Raw genomic sequence first — 14,324 nt, 5'->3', positions numbered from 1 at the left:
ATGCGTCACACCCTAGCGCATAAACCGACTGGACGGTATGTCATATTCAGAGTTGTTGCACGGCTGTGACGCGGGCCCTCGGCGGGCCCATCAGCGCAGGTCCAGGTCGGTCCGCGCTCCTCCTGCCACCGCAGGCGTCAGAGATCCTCAGGGACGCGGGCGAGTACTCTGACCGCCAGGATGCGGACGGAAGGGGATGTCGCATGGTCATGGCCCGGCACGTGGTCGAGCGGGTTCGGACCGTCCACCGATCGGTGTCGGACGCCGCCACGACGGACGGTGTCGCGCCGTGAGCGCGGCTGCACCGTCGGGGCGCGACGCCCTCCTGGACCGCGTCATCGCCTTCCTGATCGAGAACGGCGTGGGTGATGCCAGCCTCCGGGCGGTGGCGGCCGCCGCGGGCACGAGCCACCGCATGCTGATCTACCACTTCGGATCGCGTGAAGGGCTGCTCACGGCCGTGGTCACGAAGGTCTGGCAGTCCCAGCGGGAGACCATGGAGGAGCTCGCCGACGCGACGCCGCACGATCCGAAGACCGGCGCGTGGAGCTACTGGACGATGGTGGCAGATCACGACGCCCTCGCACCGCTGGTGTTCGAGTTGTCCGCACAGGCCATGCACGGGGCGCCGTGGAAGGACTCCTTCACGGATGGGCTCCAGGTCATGGTGGAGCAGGTGGGAGCGCGTCTCGTAGCTGCCGGAGAGCCCTCCGAGGAGGCGCTACCCACCTCCCGGATGTGTGTCGCCGTGATGCTGGGCGCGCTGTGGGAGCTACGACTGACCGGGGACCGGACGACGGCTGACACCACCGTGCGGACCTTCCTCGACGCGAGGTGGCCCACACCCTGACGGCGCCGGGCCCACTCGATCAGCCCGCGGCACGAATCAGCGACGCTCGAGTGCGCGCCACGACCTCCTCGGACAGCGAGCCCACGAGCTCGGAGACGACGACGGCACGCAGGCTCCCCTGCCAGGCCAGGTGGGCCTTGCGCATCTTCTGCGCAAGGAGGCATGGCTCGACGCACTCCTCCAGAGGTGCGGCACCGCGGCCCTGCTGACGGATCTCGTGGCAGGTGTAGGGGTCGGCCGACCCGTCGACGGCCTCGACCACGTCCAGCAGCGTGATGCTCGAGGCGGGGCGGGCCAGCCGGAAGCCGCCGCGGGGCCCGGTCGACGCGGAGAGCACGCCCGCGCGCACGAGAAGTGCGAGCTGCTTCGAGAGGTAGGGCGAGGGGAGCCCGAAGTGCTCGGCCAGCCGACGGGCACTGACCGCCTCACGCGGCACCTGGGCCAACGCGGTCACGCTGTGCAGGGCCCACTCCGTACTCTCCGGCAGCTTCATCTTGCCATCATAGCTATTGGCAATATTATGGACCCTGCATATCCGTAAAAGAGGAGGAGTCATGCGAGCAGCTGTCGTCGGTGCCACGGGACGCATCGGCCGCCTGGTCCACCGCGCGCTGGAGCGCGATCACCACGAGGTCGTCCCGGTCAGCCGCGCGCACGGCATCGACGCCCTGACCGGCCAGGGCCTGGACGACGCCCTCGCCGACGTCGATGTCGTCGTCGACGTGACCAACACGACCGTCACCGACGAACGTGCCGCCGAAGAATTCTTCCGCACCACCACGGAGCACCTGCTCACCGCCGAACGCGCGACAGGCGTCAAGCACCACATCGTCCTGTCGATCGCCGGGGTGTCCCGAGTCCGAGGCAACGCCCACTACGCCGGCAAGCGAGCACAGGAGGCCGCCGTCGTGGCAGGCGACGTCCCCTGGACGATCGTTCCCGCGACACAGTTCCACGACTTCGCCGAGATGGTCGCCTCGTGGACCGAGGACAACGGCGTGGCCCTGGTCCCCCCGCTGCTCGTCCAGCCGGTGGCCCCGGCCGACGTGGCGGAGATCCTCGCCCGCGTGGCCGTCACGGGTCCTCAGGGCCGGCACGTCGAGGTGGCGGGACCCGAGCGCGAAGATCTCGTCGACATGGCGCGGCGGACCTTCGCCACGCGCGGTCAGGAGATCCAGCTGGTGCCGAGCTGGCACACCGGGATCTTCGGTGTGGAGATGGCCGGAGACGCCCTGCTCCCGCTCGACGGCGCACATATCGCGCCCACGTCCTTCGACACCTGGCTCGCCGGGATCAGCGACGCCCGAGCCGACGTCGCCGCGGGTGCTGCGCCCCCGGCAGGCGCCACGACGCCCTGAGGAGAGGCCCGCCCGCCCCGGCCGGTCTGCCCGCCGGAGCGCTGCCCGCGCTCAGCCCGTACGGACCTGGGTGTTCTGCCCCGCGGCGATCTGCCACCCGCCCGCGTTCCGGGCGAGGACGTAGACAGGTCGCCCCTCGGGCACGCTGTGGAGCGGTGCGCCGTCCGGCGTCACCGGCCGTTGCCGGACGTTGACGACCGCGACGTCGGGTCGCACGAAGAGCACGTGCTCGACGTCGTAGGTCGCCGTGGACTCACGCATCGCTCCGGGAAGCACCCGGCGGGTGAAGCTGTCGATCTCCTCCCACCCGGTCATGCGGTGGCCGTGAGCGGTGGTCCACACGGTGTCACGTTGGAACAACGCGGTGAAGGCGGCAGCGTCCTCGGACTGCTGCGCATCCTGCACCGCACGGACGAGGTCGACGATCTCGACCAGGTCCTCTCGTCGCGACGCGGCCGCAGCCGGCTGCACCTCTACCCCGGCCGCCGGATCGGCGCCCGAGCCGACGTCGCCGCTTCCATCGTTGACCAGAACCTTCATGGCGTCGCTCCTGTCGTATGGCGATCGGGTGGACCGGTTCGGCGCAGGAGTGCGGCAGTCACCGGTCCAGCCGGTAGAGCAGCGGGCGGGCCGACACCCGGTGGCGCGCGAAGGTCTGCAGCACGTAGGTCCGAAAGCTCCGCTTGAAGACCAGCGACGGGAGGATGTCGACCGAACGATCCCAGCGGCAATGGTTGACGAGCGTGTGCTCACCCACGCGCGGAGCGCGGGGAGCAAGGACGGTCGAGTTGTCGAGCCCCGTCTCCTCCTGGAACCACCCGGCGGTGTACTGCCAGGCATGGAGGTTGCTCTCGACGTCGTCGGCCGCGAAGTAGTTGAAGAGGAACACTCCCTGACGCTCGTGGTCGACCGGCCCGATGCGGCGCACGTCGGACGCCGCGAAGGCATGTGCGGTCGGCTCCTCGACCAGGAGCCGGGCCACGGCAGGATGCTCGAGCGCACTCTGGGCCACCTGTGGTGTCGTGGCCTCGACGAGCAGCACGACATCGGGGAGGAGCACCGGCACGTCCTGCCCCTCGAACGGCCTGCCCGACCCGGGCGGCCGGAGGAAGCCGCGGAAGACGTCCGCTCGCTGGACTCCCGGCTGCCGCCGCAGCTCGGCAGCCACCCGGTGCAGTCGCAACAGCATCGCGCGTCGCCGCCTCGACGGGAGTGCGGGTGGCACACGCCACGCGCCGCTCGTCAGACCGATGTGCAGATAGCCGTGACCGGCGGGCCTCACCAGACGGACCGCGCCCCACCCAGGCTCACGGTGCACGCCTGCCACCGGGGACGAGCGGTCGGAGGTCTGCGGATCGTCGGTCACATCCACTAGTGTACCAAACGGTACGCCACAGCATTCGGCTGTGTACCATACGGTACATACACTTCGAACGCCCCGGGAACGGAGCCGTCCATGGCCACTGTGAGGAACGAGCACGTCCGTACGCTCCCGGCGCCGATCGCCCGGTGCGCAGCACTGGTCGATGACCTGGCCAGCGACCGGGACCGCATGTGGCCCTCCGACCACTGGCCCGCTCTCCGGTTGGCGCCAGACCTGCGGCTCGGGGCTCCGGGTGGTCACGGGCCGATCCGCTACTACGTCGAGGAGCTGGAACCGGGCCGGCGGGTCCGCTTTCGGTTCACCGCGCCGTCGGGCTTCGACGGCTACCACGAGTTCCGCCTCGAGGAGAGCGGCCCGCTCCACACCACGTTCACCCACGTCCTGTCGATCTCGCCGCACCACGTCGCGCGCCTGAGCTGGCCGCTGGCCTTCCGCCCCCTGCACGACGCCCTGATCGAAGACACGCTGGACCGAGCGGAGTCGATCGTCTCCGGGACCGAATCGCCCGCACCGCGGTGGTCACGCTCCGTGCGCATGCTTCGGTCGCTGGCACGACCGAGGACCAGGACGACGCGCAGTCGCCCCGAGCGCCGGCCACGGGTCGAGGGCGGTATCACCGGGTCGGCGGTGGCCGCTGAGCGGATGTCGATCTGCCCGGCCTATCTCGACCGCTTCGCCCTGACCACCGATGTGGTGGCGAGTCCCCGGGCATGGGCGCTCGCGATGTTCGAGAAGGCCATCTCCCGTTCGGACCGAGACCTGGTGTTCCAGACCTTGCTCGGCCTGCGGACAGCCGCTGACGGCCAGCCGGACAGCGTCGCAGGCTGGTCGATCGGCTCGGAGGACCACCACCACGTCTTGTTGACCGCCAGCGGGCGCGGAACCAGCGCGAACCTGCTCATCGAGGTCCACCGGGGCGGGGTGCAGCTTGCCACCGCACTAGCCTTCACGTCATCGCTGCGTGCAGCGACATGGAGGCTGCTGCTGTCACCGGTGCACCGACGCGAAGCGGCTCCCACCCTCCGCGACGCGGCCCTTCACCTGCAAGCCGTCGCGCGGTCAGGCGACGCCCGTGCCTGGCCGGGGAACGCGACCTGAGGGTGATCGGTCAGAGGTGGCCGACGCCGTTGATCATGCCGCCGTCGACGACGATCTCGGCGCCGGTGACGTAGGCGGAGGCGGCACCGGCGAGGTAGAGCACCGTGCCGGTGAGGTCCTCGGCACGCCCGCCCCGTCGCAGCGGGATCGGCAGCCCGGACGGGTCGATCTTCGCCGTCATCTCCGTGTCGATGAAGCCCGGGTGCACCGAGTTGACGCGGATCCCGTCCGCGCCGAGCTCGACGGCCAGCGACTTCGTCAGACCCCGCACCCCGAACTTCGAGGCCACGTAGCCGTGCAGGTGGGTGCTGCCGCGCATCCCCTCGACGGACGAGATGTTGATGATCGAGCCGCGGCCCGCGGCCTTCATCGCCGGGACGACCGCTCGGCAGCCGAGATAGGTCCCGGTGAGGTTCACCGCGATGACGGCGTCCCACTTCGTGCGTGGGTAGTGCTCGATCGGGCCGGCGTTGGCGATCCCGGCGTTGTTGATCAGCACGTCCACGGCGCCCCAGCTCGCGACCGTGTCGTCGACCACACGCGTCCAGCCGTCCTCGTCGGTCACGTCCAGGACCGCGAACCGGGCACGCTCCCCCAGCTCGTGCGCGAGCGCGGCCCCCTCCGTCTCCAGCAGGTCGGCGACGAGGACGCGAGCGCCGGCGTCGTGCAGCGCCCGGACGTAGGCGGCGCCGATCCCCCGGGCACCGCCCGTGACGATCGCGACGCGGTCGGTGAGGTCAGTGGTCACGGTGCTCCTTCGCACGAGTGGATCTGGGTGGGCCGAGCCGGGTCAGGCGGCCACGCGGACGACCAGGCGCCCCGTCGTGGCGCCCTCGGCGAGGCGGCGGACCGCGTCAGGCGCACGGTCGAACGGCACGACGTCGGCCACGACGGGCACCACGGCGCCCGAGCCCGCCAGCCGGGTCAGCTCCGCGTGCGCCGCGTCGACGAGGGCGGGATCGCGCTGCTGGTAGAGCGCCCAGTGCAGCCCCAGCACGCCGTAGTTCTTCACCAGCGCGTGGTTCGCGCGGACCGGGGCGACCTCGCCGCTCGCGAAACCGACGACGACGATCCTGCCCTCGAACGCGATGCACTTGGTCGACGCCTCGAACGACGCGCCACCGACCGGGTCGAAGACCACGTCGGCGCCGGCGCCGCCGGTCAGCTCCTTGACCTGAGCTGCCAGATCACCGGAGCGGACCAGGACGTGCTCGGCCCCGGCCGTGCGGGCGACGTCGGCCTTGGCCTCGCTGCCCACGACACCGATCACCGTCGCACCGGCCGCCGCGCCGAGCTGGCAGGCGGCGGTGCCCACGCCGCCCGCGGCGGCGTGGACGAGGAGCGTCTCGCCGGACGCCAGCCCCGCACGGCGGTGCAGCCCGAACCAGGCGGTCTGGTAGGCGATGGTGAGTGCTGCGGCCTGGGCGTCGTCGAGCGAGTCCGGGGCGAGCCGGCACGACTCCGCCGGCAGCACCGCGAACTCGGACAGCACCCCGATGGCCGACCCCACGACGCGCTGGCCCACGGCCACGCGGCCGGAGCGGTCGACCCCCTCGCCGAGCGCGACGACATCGCCGCACAGCTCGATGCCCGGCACGAAGGGCAGCTCCGGGCGCACCTGGTAGGTACCACGGGCGAGCAGGACGTCGGGGAAGTTCACGGCCACGGCACGGGTGCGGACGAGCACCTCCCCCGGCCCGGGCTCGGGGCGGTCGACCTCGTCGAGGCTCATGACCTCGGTCGGTTCGCCGTTGCGGGTGACGCGCCAGGCGCGCATGGTCTCGGTCATCAGTTCTCCACGGTGATGCTGCGCAGGAAGAGGTCGGTCAGCTGGTTCGCGACCTCTGTCTTGGTCTCGGGACCCGACGGCGAGTACCAGTAGGACAGGTAGTGCACGTCGGAGAAGAAGTGGGCGATGAGCACGGACCGCGGGACGTCGGTCCGCAGGGCTCCCTCGGCCTGGCCCTGGGCGATGAGCGCGGCGAACTCGTCGTGGTACTCGCGCCGCCGCTGGATGACGTCCTTGCGCCGAGGGTCCTTGAGCATGTGCATGCTCCGGAAGAACACGGTGCCCTCGGCCAGCAGGTCGATGGAGGTCTCGACGACGTCGACGCACACCGTGCGCAGGACGTCCGTCGTGGCGCCACCGCGCGCGACGATCTCCTCGAGGTGCCGCTTCTGCAACGACAGCATGCGGTCGTAGATCGCGAAGAGGAGATCGTCCTTGGACTGGAAGTAGTGATACATGGCGCCCTTGGTGACGCCGGCGGCCTCGACGATCTGCTGGACGCTCGTGGTCGCATAGCCCTGGGTGGCGAAGAGGTCGAGGGCGGCCTGCAGGACCGAGTCGGCGACGTGGGTGGTCTTCATGGGTCCATCCTTCACCCGACGGGCACGATGGACGCGCCACCGTCGATCCGGAGTGTCTGGCCGGTGATCCAGGCCGCGTCGTCGGAGAGCAGGAACGCGATCGGCCCGGCCACGTCGTCGGGCACACCGAGGCGGCCCAGGGGGTAGCCGGCCGCCACGTCGTCCTCGCGCCCCTCGTACAGTGCTCGCGACAGGTGCGTCTTGACGACGGCCGGGGCGACGGCGTTGACGCGCAGACGGGGCGCGAGCTCCTGGGCGAGCTGACCGGTGAGGTTGATCAGCGCGGCCTTCGAGACGCCGTAGAAGGCGATGTTGGGGCTCGTGGAGGTGCCGGAGATCGAGGCGGTATTGACGATCGACGACCGGAGACCGGCGGCGACGGCGTCGCGCGTCCACTCGAGGGCGGCGACCACGTTGACGTCGAGGATCTTGCGCACCACCGACGGCTCCACCTCGAGCACCGGGCCCCAGGCGGGGTTGATCCCCGCGTTGTTGACCAGGTGGTCAAGGCGCCCGTACCGCTCGGCCACGTGGGCGAAGACCTGCTCGCGGTGCGCGGCGTCGTCGACCTTGCCGGCGACGGCGGAGGCGTTGTCAGCGCCGAGCGCCGCCACCGCCTCCTCGAGCGCCTCCGGCTTGCGCCCCGTGAGCACGACCTGCCCGCCCTCGGCCACGAGCCGGTGCGCCACCGCGAGGCCGATGCCCCGGCTCGCGCCCGTGACGAGCGTGACCTTCCCTGCGAACCTGCGCACCGCGCCACCTCTCGAACGTCGTCGTCGATCTCGCGTCGCGGCGTCGCGACACGGGGCCAGCCGTACCGGCCGGTCGGTTTGTTGGATTGACGCTACCACGGACCGCGGACGCCGAGCACCCGTCGCGGCACCCGTTTCAGCACCCGGGACGCCGTCTCGGCCGCGTTGCCGCGAGCCGCGGTCACCACCACAGTGGTGGCATGGACTTCACCCGCCCCGTGCCCCCCGACCCCTACTCGCTCCTGCCCGTCCCCGCGACGTTCGAGCTGACCAGCCCGGAGGTCTCGCCCGGCGAACCGATGTCGTCGGACCACGCGGTCGACGGCGGCAACATCTCGCCGGAGCTGTCCTGGTCCGGCTTCCCCGCGGCCACGCGGTCGTTCGTGGTGAGCTGCTTCGACGCGGACGCCCCCACGCCGTCGGGCTACTGGCACTGGCACGTCCTCGATCTGCCGACCTCGGTGACCTCGCTGCCTCGCGGCGCGGGAGCGGCCGACGGCTCGGGCCTGCCCGACGGCGCCTTCCAACTCACGTCCGACGGCGGCGCGCAGGGCTTCGAGGGCGCCGGTCCCCCTCCCGGGGACCACGCGCACCGCTACATCTTCGCCGTGCACGCCCTCGACGTGGACTCCCTGGAGCTGACGCCCGAGAACACGAACGTCCACGCCGCGTTCAACGTCTACTTCCACACGCTCGCGCGGGCGACGCTCACCGGGACCTACCAGCGGTGAGCGGCACAACCGGTCCGCGACAGGCTCAGCACTCGGCGCGACCGCGCCGCCAGTAGCCCATGAAGGCCACGGACCTGCGGTCCACGCCCTTGGTGCCGACCAGGTAGCGACGCAGCGCCTTGATGACGCCCGCCTCGCCTGCCAGCCAGGCGTACAGCACCGTGTCCTGCGCCAGCGGCCTGCCCGAGGCGTCCACCGGCACCTCCCAGAGGATGCCGTGGTCGACGTCGACGTCCTCCAGGTCCGGAGTCGCGGGCGCCTCGCCGGCCGTCGCCCGCACGCCCATCGCCAGCATGCGGTCGGCCGCCTCCTGGACGGCGGGCACGAGGTGCGTGCCGTGCTCGGCCTCCTCGCGAGCCAGCCAGGTGACCCGCACCCCGGCCGGCGCAGCGAGGGTCCAGCGGTCCTCGCGGTGCGGAACCTCGAGGAACACCTCACCGACGGCGTCGGCGGGCAGCGCCTCGCAGATCGAGGCGATCGCGGGCACGGCCGTCTCGTCACCGGCCAGCAGCAGCGCGTGGTTCGTCGTCGGCGGGGCGAACTCGCGGCCACCGTGAGCGCCGCTGTGGGCGGCGTTGGGCCCGAGGATGACCAGGGGCGTGCCGGGGCGAGCACCGTTGGCCCAGCGGGATGCCGGACCGGTGTCCCCGTGCAGGACGATGTCGACGTCGACCTCGCGCAGGTCCGGCCGCACCGCGCGCACCGTGTAGGTGCGCAGCGGGTTGCGCCGCTCCTCGGGCAGCTCGCGCCAGGAGGTGAACCAGTCGGGGCTCTGCCGGTCGAGGTACTCCCACCCACCGCACGGGGCCGGGAGCAGGAACTTGACCCGCTGGTCGGCGCCGTTGTCCGCGAAGAGGTCCAGGTCGGCGCCGGTGAAGGTGATGCGGACGAACGACGGGCACAGGCGCGTGATCCGCTCGACCTCGACGTCGAACATGCGCCACGGCTGCGGCGCGACGACGCCGGTCGGTTCGGTCACGGTAGCCACAGCGGCGCTCTCAGTCACGCAGGCCAGCCTAACCTCACTTGATGCGCCCGCGGCAAGCTCCGTGACCGGGATCACAGGGGTCGACGACGGGTCGTCAGCCCTCGGCCGCCTCCCGGCTCGCTCGCTCCTGGGCCATACGCCGCAGCGTGACCAGCAGGGGGTCGGTCAGCAGCGTGCCGAGCACCACCTGGCGCAGGGCGCCCGCCGGCTCGCCGCGCACGGTGGACAGGTCGGCCGCCGCGACGCGGTCCGCTGCCGCCGCGAGCGCCCGGAGGTACCCGTCCGAGACCGCGACCCCGGCGGCGTCGGCGGCCCGGAGCTGTTCGCCCAGCCGGTCGACGAGCAGCGGGTCGTCGCACCACCCGCGCTCCGCCACGAGCTCGAGGACGCGCCGCCTGGCCTCGTCGTCGCCCACGGCACCCGGCTCCTCGCGCGACATCCCCTCACCCTCGGCCGCCACCAGCGCGTGGTGCGCGGCTCCCAGCAGGCCGTGCCTCGACATCGGCGGATCATCCAGCGCCGCGAGGACGTCGCGGACGGCGGCCAGGCTCAGCCCGGCCGACTCGGTGAGCGCCCGCACCAGCCGCACGCGGGCCACGTGCGTGTCGTCGTAGTCCGCCTGCGTGCGCGACGTCGCCGCCCCGGGCGGCACCAGACCTTCGCGCAGGTAGTACTTCAGCGTGGCCACCGGCACTCCGGTCGCTGCCGCGAGCCCTGAGATGCGCATCGGTCCTCCCCCACCTCTTGACATTGGAGAGTAACACTCTCCAATAATGGAGAGTAACACTCTCCAATAATGGAGAGTCTAACTATCCAAGGAGACGTCATGGTGGACCTCACCACGCACGACCACGACGGCGACCTCGCCGTCTTCCTCATCGGCGCCCGGATCAACAAGCTCTGGCGGCCGGACGCCTGGTGGCCGGCCCTGGCCGCCATGAGGCCGATGCTCCGCGAGCTGTACCAGGACCCGGACTCCGGGTTCCTCGGTGCCACCACGCTGGTCGGGGCGCGCGGCCCCACGATGGTGCAGTACTGGCGCACCGTCGCGGACGTCTACCGGTACGCCAACGCCGACGAGCGCCGGCACCGCCCCGCGTGGCTCGAGTTCTACCGCCGCGCCACGAAGGTGCCCGGCGCGGTCGGCGTCTGGCACGAGACCTACTCCGTCCCGGCCGGCGGCCACGAGACCCTCTACGCCGACGTCCCCGGAGCGATGGGCCTCGCGTCCGCCACCGGCGTCGTCCCTGCGGCCAGGCGTGGACGCACCGCCCGCGAGCGCCTGCGCCACCGGTCCGACCGTCCGGCCTGACCGAGCGCGGGGCGAGGCCGGAGCCACGAGGCGGTCCGCCTCATGAGCGGGTCGCCCAGAATGCCACGGCCGACGCCGCCGCCACGTTGAGCGAGTCGACGGCGCCGGCCATCGGGATCTTCACCACCCGGTCCGCGGCCGCGACGGCACCGCGCGACAGCCCGTCCCCCTCGGCACCGAGGACGAGCGCGAGACGCTCCGGCGGGTCGGCCGCCAGGTCGTCCAGCGAGACGGCGTCGTCGGCGAGCGCCAGCGCCGCCACCGTGAAGCCGTCGTCCTGGAGGTCGTGCAGGCCGCCGGGCCACGTGGCCAGCCGCGTCCACGGCACCTGGAACACGGTTCCCATCGACACCCGTACCGACCGGCGGTACAGCGGGTCGGCGCACCGTGGAGAGACGAGGACGGCGTCGACACCCAGGCCCGCCGCCGCCCGGAAGATCGCGCCCACGTTGGTGTGGTCCACGATGTCCTCCAGCACTGCCACGCGCCGCGCCCCGGCTCCCCCGCGTGCCCCGGCGACCAGCTCGTGCACGGCCGGCAGCTCGGGGCGGTGCATCGCGGCCAACGCACCACGGTGCAGGTGGAACCCGGTGATCTCGCGCAGCACCCGCTCGTCGGCGACGTAGACCGGGGCCTCGGGGTGGGCATCGAGCACGTCGGCCATCGAGTCGAGCCACTTGTCGGCCATGAGGAACGAGCGCGGCCGGTGCCCCGCGGCGAGAGCCCTCCGGATGACGTTCGAGGACTCGGCCATGAACAGTCCCTCGGCGGGCTCCCGCACGGTGCGCAGCTTCACGTCGGTCAGGTCGGTGTAGTCGCGCAGCCGCGGGTCGCCGGGATCGGTGACACGGACGACGGCGGGACGAGGGTCGGCGGGCGAGGTCACCCGGGGATTCTCTCAGCCCGCCAGGCGCACCTGCGCCGTCTGCTCCCCCGCCCGGTCGAGGCTCAGCGCCGCCGCGTCGCCGCCGTCGGGCAGCGAGACCTCGTAGTCGCCGAGGAACCCCTCGACGCGGACCCGTCCGGCGTCGTCGGTGCGCAGCGTCGTCGGTGCATACCACCACTCGCCCTTGACGAGGGAGCGCAGCCGGTCGTAGGACGGCTTGGGCGACCCGTCCGCGCGCAGCAGCCCGCCCGGGGCACCCAGCCACATGCCGCGGTCCCCGAGGCCCCAGTAGTTGACGACCTCCACCGCCGGGTGGCTGAGCAGGGTGCGGTAGTGCCGCTCCACCTCGTCGGCCTGACGCTCCTCCCCCTGCGGGGTCGACGGCCAGGACTCCACCTGCCAGTCGTTGAGGTCGACGACGTGCTCCGGCATCACCTCGCCGGACAGCAGCGTGCTCTCGGTGAGGTGGATCGGGATGTTGTACCGCGCGAACCGCTCCAGGATGCGCAGCGTCTTCTCCTCGCCCCAGTAGCCCTGGTGCATGTGCGACTGCAGGCCCAGCCGATCGATCCGGATGCCCGCCTCGAGCACCGCCTCGATGAGGCACTCGTAGGCCGTCGACATGTCGAAGTCGTTGAGCAGCAGGGTGGCGCCCGGGTTGGTGGCCCGCGCCTCGTCGAACGCCATCCGGATCGTCTCCACGCGGCCCTTGAGCCGCGCGAGCGGCGTGATCGCGTTCTCCTCGGCGGTGAACACCGGCATGATGACGGTCTCGTTGATCGCGTCCCAGGTGTCGATGACCCCGGCGAAGTCGCCGACGTCGCGCCGGATGCGCTCGCGCTGCAACCGTTCGACCTCGTCGAGCGGCCTGCCGAGGAGCCACCGCGGCTGCACCGTGTGCCACACCAGCGGGTGCCCCTTGACGGTCACGCCGCGGTCGGCGAACCAGCGGGCCGCGGCCAGCGTCTCGGCCGTGCGGGGCGCGCCCTCGGCGGGCTCGAACGTGCCCCAGTAGAACGGCAGCGTGGCGATGTTGAAGACGTCGAGCCAGCGGTCCGCGAAATCGTTGTCGTAGGCAGGGTCGGCAGAACGGCCGTTCGCGTGGTCCACGAGCTCGAAGCCGATGCAGCCGAACCCGAACGCGTGCCGCCTCTGGGCCACGACGACGTCGGTGCCGGCCAGCGGCACGCCGTCCGGCCCGGTGACGGTCACCTCCGCCTGCGCGCGCCGGTGCGCCAGGGAGGGGTCGGGCGTGTGGTCGGTGGGTGCGGTGAAGAGAGTCACACGACCATGGTGCCGCACCACGTCACGACCGCTCGAACAGCCTCAGCGTGAGATCGCGCCAGACCTGGGTGCCGATCCCGCCCGGCGCACTGTCGAACACGTGGTCCGCCGCGGGCAGCAGGACCAGCTCCCGTGCGACGCCCGCGCCCGAGAGCACCGCGGCGAGCTCCTCCGCCCCGGCCGCCGGCACCAGGTGGTCGGCCTTCCCGGCGACCATCAGCGTCGGCGGGGAGTCGGGCGTCACGTGCTCCGCCGGCGTGATCGCCGCGTACCGCTCCGGGTACTCCGACGGCGACCCGCCCGTGTACTGCTCCGTCAGCTCGCGCCCCCGGCTGCCCATCACGGGGTCGGTGTTCCCGTGGAGGCCGCCGGGCGAGGCCACGGGGTACAGCGTGCTGACGGCGGCCACGGGCGGCACCGTCCCGTCGCACGCCGGGTCCAGGTCCCCGGCGGCGGCACGGAAGGCGACCTCCAGCGCGAGGTTGCCGCCCGCCGAGTCCCCGGCGAGGAACACCCTGTCGGCGTCGCCCCCGTGCTCGGCAGCGTGCTCGCCCACCCACACCAGCGCGCAGGCCACCTGCGGCTCCACGGCGTCCCACAGGTGCCGGTCGTCGCCGGAGAGCGGGTAGTCGATGCTGACGGCCAGGTAGCCCTGGGCGGCGAACCAGGCCGCGTGCGACGCCGTCGTCGTCTGCGACCGCTCGCCCGCGACCCAGCCACCACCGTGGACGAGGACCACGACCGGCGCCTCACCGGCCGCCCCGCCCTCCGGGAGCCACAACGACAGGTCCTGCGGCTCGCCGTCGGCCTCGCCGTACCGGGCGTCCAGGTCGGCCTCCGTGTCGCCCGGCGTGAACCGGAAGAGCTCGGCGATCTGCACCCCGACCGCGTGCTCCTGCGCGACGCGCAGCTGCTGGGTGACCACGACGAACGACAGCGCCGCCGCGACCAGCCCGCCCGCCACGGCCACCACCCTGGTGACCGAACCGCGACGCAGGAGCGCCACGGTCGCGCACACCGTCACCGCCAGCCCGGCCACGACGAGCCACGGGGCCCAGGCCGCGGCATACCCGCCGACCTGCCCGAGCCACGGCACGCCCGGCAGCAGCGCCCCGGCCGCCGCGACGGCGAGCAGGACGGCGGGGACGACCAGGATCCCCACCGTGACGCTCGGACGGCGGGGTGCGTCCCGCCCCGTGCCGCCTCGTTCGCCGGTGGACGGTCCCGACGCATGGTGGGGGCGGTGGGCGATCACGGGCCCACTCTGGCACGCCACCGCTGCCGGCGCATCAACCCGGAGCACGTCGCCGG

General features: G+C 72.2%; 17 protein-coding genes. 5 read left to right on the top strand and 12 right to left on the bottom strand.

Going from position 1 to position 14,324, the window contains the following annotated elements:
* Positions 1–289: 289 nt before the first annotated feature.
* On the top strand, positions 290–850 hold the full coding sequence (locus ACWAT2_RS16925) for a TetR/AcrR family transcriptional regulator (RefSeq protein WP_402377296.1): 561 nt from the start codon (positions 290–292) through the stop codon (positions 848–850).
* A gap of 19 nt (positions 851–869) precedes the next feature.
* Here ACWAT2_RS16925 and ACWAT2_RS16920 read toward each other — a convergent pair whose 3' ends face one another.
* Positions 870–1,343 (bottom strand): RrF2 family transcriptional regulator, encoded by a 474-nt coding sequence (locus tag ACWAT2_RS16920; RefSeq protein WP_402377294.1) that lies wholly within the window; start codon positions 1,341–1,343, stop codon positions 870–872.
* 61 nt (positions 1,344–1,404) lie between these two features.
* On the opposite strand from ACWAT2_RS16920, the gene ACWAT2_RS16915 reads away from it, so the two are divergent.
* Positions 1,405–2,208: an SDR family oxidoreductase gene (locus tag ACWAT2_RS16915; protein ID WP_402377291.1), complete on the top strand. Its 804-nt coding sequence runs from the start codon at positions 1,405–1,407 to the stop codon at positions 2,206–2,208.
* 51 nt (positions 2,209–2,259) lie between these two features.
* Here the strand turns inward: ACWAT2_RS16915 and ACWAT2_RS16910 are convergent, their stop codons facing one another.
* Positions 2,260–2,748 carry an SgcJ/EcaC family oxidoreductase gene (locus tag ACWAT2_RS16910; protein WP_402377288.1) on the bottom strand — a complete coding sequence of 163 codons (489 nt, stop codon included), beginning with the start codon at positions 2,746–2,748 and terminating at the stop codon, positions 2,260–2,262.
* Positions 2,749–2,806: 58 nt separating this feature from the next.
* On the bottom strand, positions 2,807–3,397 hold the full coding sequence (locus ACWAT2_RS16905) for a hypothetical protein (RefSeq protein WP_402377285.1): 591 nt from the start codon (positions 3,395–3,397) through the stop codon (positions 2,807–2,809).
* Between the two features lie 267 nt (positions 3,398–3,664).
* On the opposite strand from ACWAT2_RS16905, the gene ACWAT2_RS16900 reads away from it, so the two are divergent.
* The gene (locus ACWAT2_RS16900) at positions 3,665–4,690 is read left to right on the top strand and encodes a hypothetical protein (RefSeq protein ID WP_402377282.1); all 1,026 of its coding nucleotides are present in this window, start codon (positions 3,665–3,667) and stop codon (positions 4,688–4,690) included.
* 10 nt (positions 4,691–4,700) lie between these two features.
* Here the strand turns inward: ACWAT2_RS16900 and ACWAT2_RS16895 are convergent, their stop codons facing one another.
* The 4 genes from ACWAT2_RS16895 to ACWAT2_RS16880 are packed head-to-tail and all read right to left on the bottom strand — an operon-like array spanning position 4,701 to position 7,812.
* Complete coding sequence (locus ACWAT2_RS16895; protein ID WP_402377279.1) at positions 4,701–5,438, bottom strand: SDR family NAD(P)-dependent oxidoreductase; 738 nt, start codon at positions 5,436–5,438, stop codon at positions 4,701–4,703.
* Positions 5,439–5,480: 42 nt separating this feature from the next.
* On the bottom strand, positions 5,481–6,479 hold the full coding sequence (locus ACWAT2_RS16890) for an NADPH:quinone oxidoreductase family protein (RefSeq protein WP_402377277.1): 999 nt from the start codon (positions 6,477–6,479) through the stop codon (positions 5,481–5,483).
* Positions 6,479–7,060 (bottom strand): TetR/AcrR family transcriptional regulator, encoded by a 582-nt coding sequence (locus tag ACWAT2_RS16885; RefSeq protein ID WP_402377274.1) that lies wholly within the window; start codon positions 7,058–7,060, stop codon positions 6,479–6,481. The genes ACWAT2_RS16890 and ACWAT2_RS16885 overlap by 1 nt, the downstream gene beginning before the upstream one ends.
* Before the next feature lie 11 nt (positions 7,061–7,071).
* Complete coding sequence (locus tag ACWAT2_RS16880) at positions 7,072–7,812, bottom strand: SDR family oxidoreductase (RefSeq protein ID WP_402377273.1); 741 nt, start codon at positions 7,810–7,812, stop codon at positions 7,072–7,074.
* A 200-nt stretch (positions 7,813–8,012) separates the two neighbouring features.
* Here ACWAT2_RS16880 and ACWAT2_RS16875 point away from each other — a divergent pair, with 200 nt between their 5' ends.
* A complete protein-coding gene (locus ACWAT2_RS16875; protein ID WP_402377270.1) occupies positions 8,013–8,543 on the top strand; it encodes a YbhB/YbcL family Raf kinase inhibitor-like protein in 531 nt (176 codons plus the stop codon).
* Positions 8,544–8,568: 25 nt separating this feature from the next.
* Here the strand turns inward: ACWAT2_RS16875 and ACWAT2_RS16870 are convergent, their stop codons facing one another.
* Together ACWAT2_RS16870 and ACWAT2_RS16865 are read right to left on the bottom strand one after the other, a co-directional pair.
* On the bottom strand, positions 8,569–9,480 hold the full coding sequence (locus tag ACWAT2_RS16870; RefSeq protein ID WP_402377394.1) for a siderophore-interacting protein: 912 nt from the start codon (positions 9,478–9,480) through the stop codon (positions 8,569–8,571).
* Positions 9,481–9,625: 145 nt separating this feature from the next.
* Positions 9,626–10,258: a MerR family transcriptional regulator gene (locus ACWAT2_RS16865; RefSeq protein WP_402377267.1), complete on the bottom strand. Its 633-nt coding sequence runs from the start codon at positions 10,256–10,258 to the stop codon at positions 9,626–9,628.
* A gap of 99 nt (positions 10,259–10,357) precedes the next feature.
* Here ACWAT2_RS16865 and ACWAT2_RS16860 point away from each other — a divergent pair, with 99 nt between their 5' ends.
* Entirely contained in the window at positions 10,358–10,843 is a 486-nt protein-coding gene (locus tag ACWAT2_RS16860; protein ID WP_402377265.1) for a DUF4188 domain-containing protein, read from the top strand.
* A 40-nt stretch (positions 10,844–10,883) separates the two neighbouring features.
* Here ACWAT2_RS16860 and ACWAT2_RS16855 read toward each other — a convergent pair whose 3' ends face one another.
* Genes ACWAT2_RS16855 through ACWAT2_RS16845 form a run of 3 tightly spaced genes read right to left on the bottom strand, consistent with a single transcriptional unit; the run spans position 10,884 to position 14,268 of the window.
* Positions 10,884–11,729, bottom strand: a complete 846-nt coding sequence (locus ACWAT2_RS16855; protein WP_402377262.1) for a TrmH family RNA methyltransferase — start codon at positions 11,727–11,729, stop codon at positions 10,884–10,886.
* A 12-nt stretch (positions 11,730–11,741) separates the two neighbouring features.
* Positions 11,742–13,013: an endo-1,4-beta-xylanase gene (locus ACWAT2_RS16850; RefSeq protein ID WP_402377259.1), complete on the bottom strand. Its 1,272-nt coding sequence runs from the start codon at positions 13,011–13,013 to the stop codon at positions 11,742–11,744.
* 22 nt (positions 13,014–13,035) lie between these two features.
* The gene (locus ACWAT2_RS16845; protein ID WP_402377256.1) at positions 13,036–14,268 is read right to left on the bottom strand and encodes an alpha/beta hydrolase; all 1,233 of its coding nucleotides are present in this window, start codon (positions 14,266–14,268) and stop codon (positions 13,036–13,038) included.
* Positions 14,269–14,324 lie beyond the last annotated feature (56 nt).

It is taken from the genome of Isoptericola sp. GX10416, from assembly GCF_056590155.1.
The sequence above is the reverse complement of the archived record's forward strand: the minus strand, read 5'-3'. Positions and strand labels throughout refer to the sequence as shown.

Coding starts and splice junctions, on each gene's coding strand:
- ACWAT2_RS16920 (WP_402377294.1), bottom strand. CDS start 1,343: ATGAAGCTGCCGGAGAGTACGGAGTGGGCCCTGCACAGCGTGACCGCG.
- ACWAT2_RS16915 (WP_402377291.1), top strand. CDS start 1,405: ATGCGAGCAGCTGTCGTCGGTGCCACGGGACGCATCGGCCGCCTGGTC.
- ACWAT2_RS16910 (WP_402377288.1), bottom strand. CDS start 2,748: ATGAAGGTTCTGGTCAACGATGGAAGCGGCGACGTCGGCTCGGGCGCC.
- ACWAT2_RS16905 (WP_402377285.1), bottom strand. CDS start 3,397: ATGCTGTTGCGACTGCACCGGGTGGCTGCCGAGCTGCGGCGGCAGCCG.
- ACWAT2_RS16900 (WP_402377282.1), top strand. CDS start 3,665: ATGGCCACTGTGAGGAACGAGCACGTCCGTACGCTCCCGGCGCCGATC.
- ACWAT2_RS16890 (WP_402377277.1), bottom strand. CDS start 6,479: ATGACCGAGACCATGCGCGCCTGGCGCGTCACCCGCAACGGCGAACCG.
- ACWAT2_RS16885 (WP_402377274.1), bottom strand. CDS start 7,060: ATGAAGACCACCCACGTCGCCGACTCGGTCCTGCAGGCCGCCCTCGAC.
- ACWAT2_RS16875 (WP_402377270.1), top strand. CDS start 8,013: ATGGACTTCACCCGCCCCGTGCCCCCCGACCCCTACTCGCTCCTGCCC.
- ACWAT2_RS16870 (WP_402377394.1), bottom strand. CDS start 9,480: ATGTTCGACGTCGAGGTCGAGCGGATCACGCGCCTGTGCCCGTCGTTC.
- ACWAT2_RS16865 (WP_402377267.1), bottom strand. CDS start 10,258: ATGCGCATCTCAGGGCTCGCGGCAGCGACCGGAGTGCCGGTGGCCACG.
- ACWAT2_RS16860 (WP_402377265.1), top strand. CDS start 10,358: ATGGTGGACCTCACCACGCACGACCACGACGGCGACCTCGCCGTCTTC.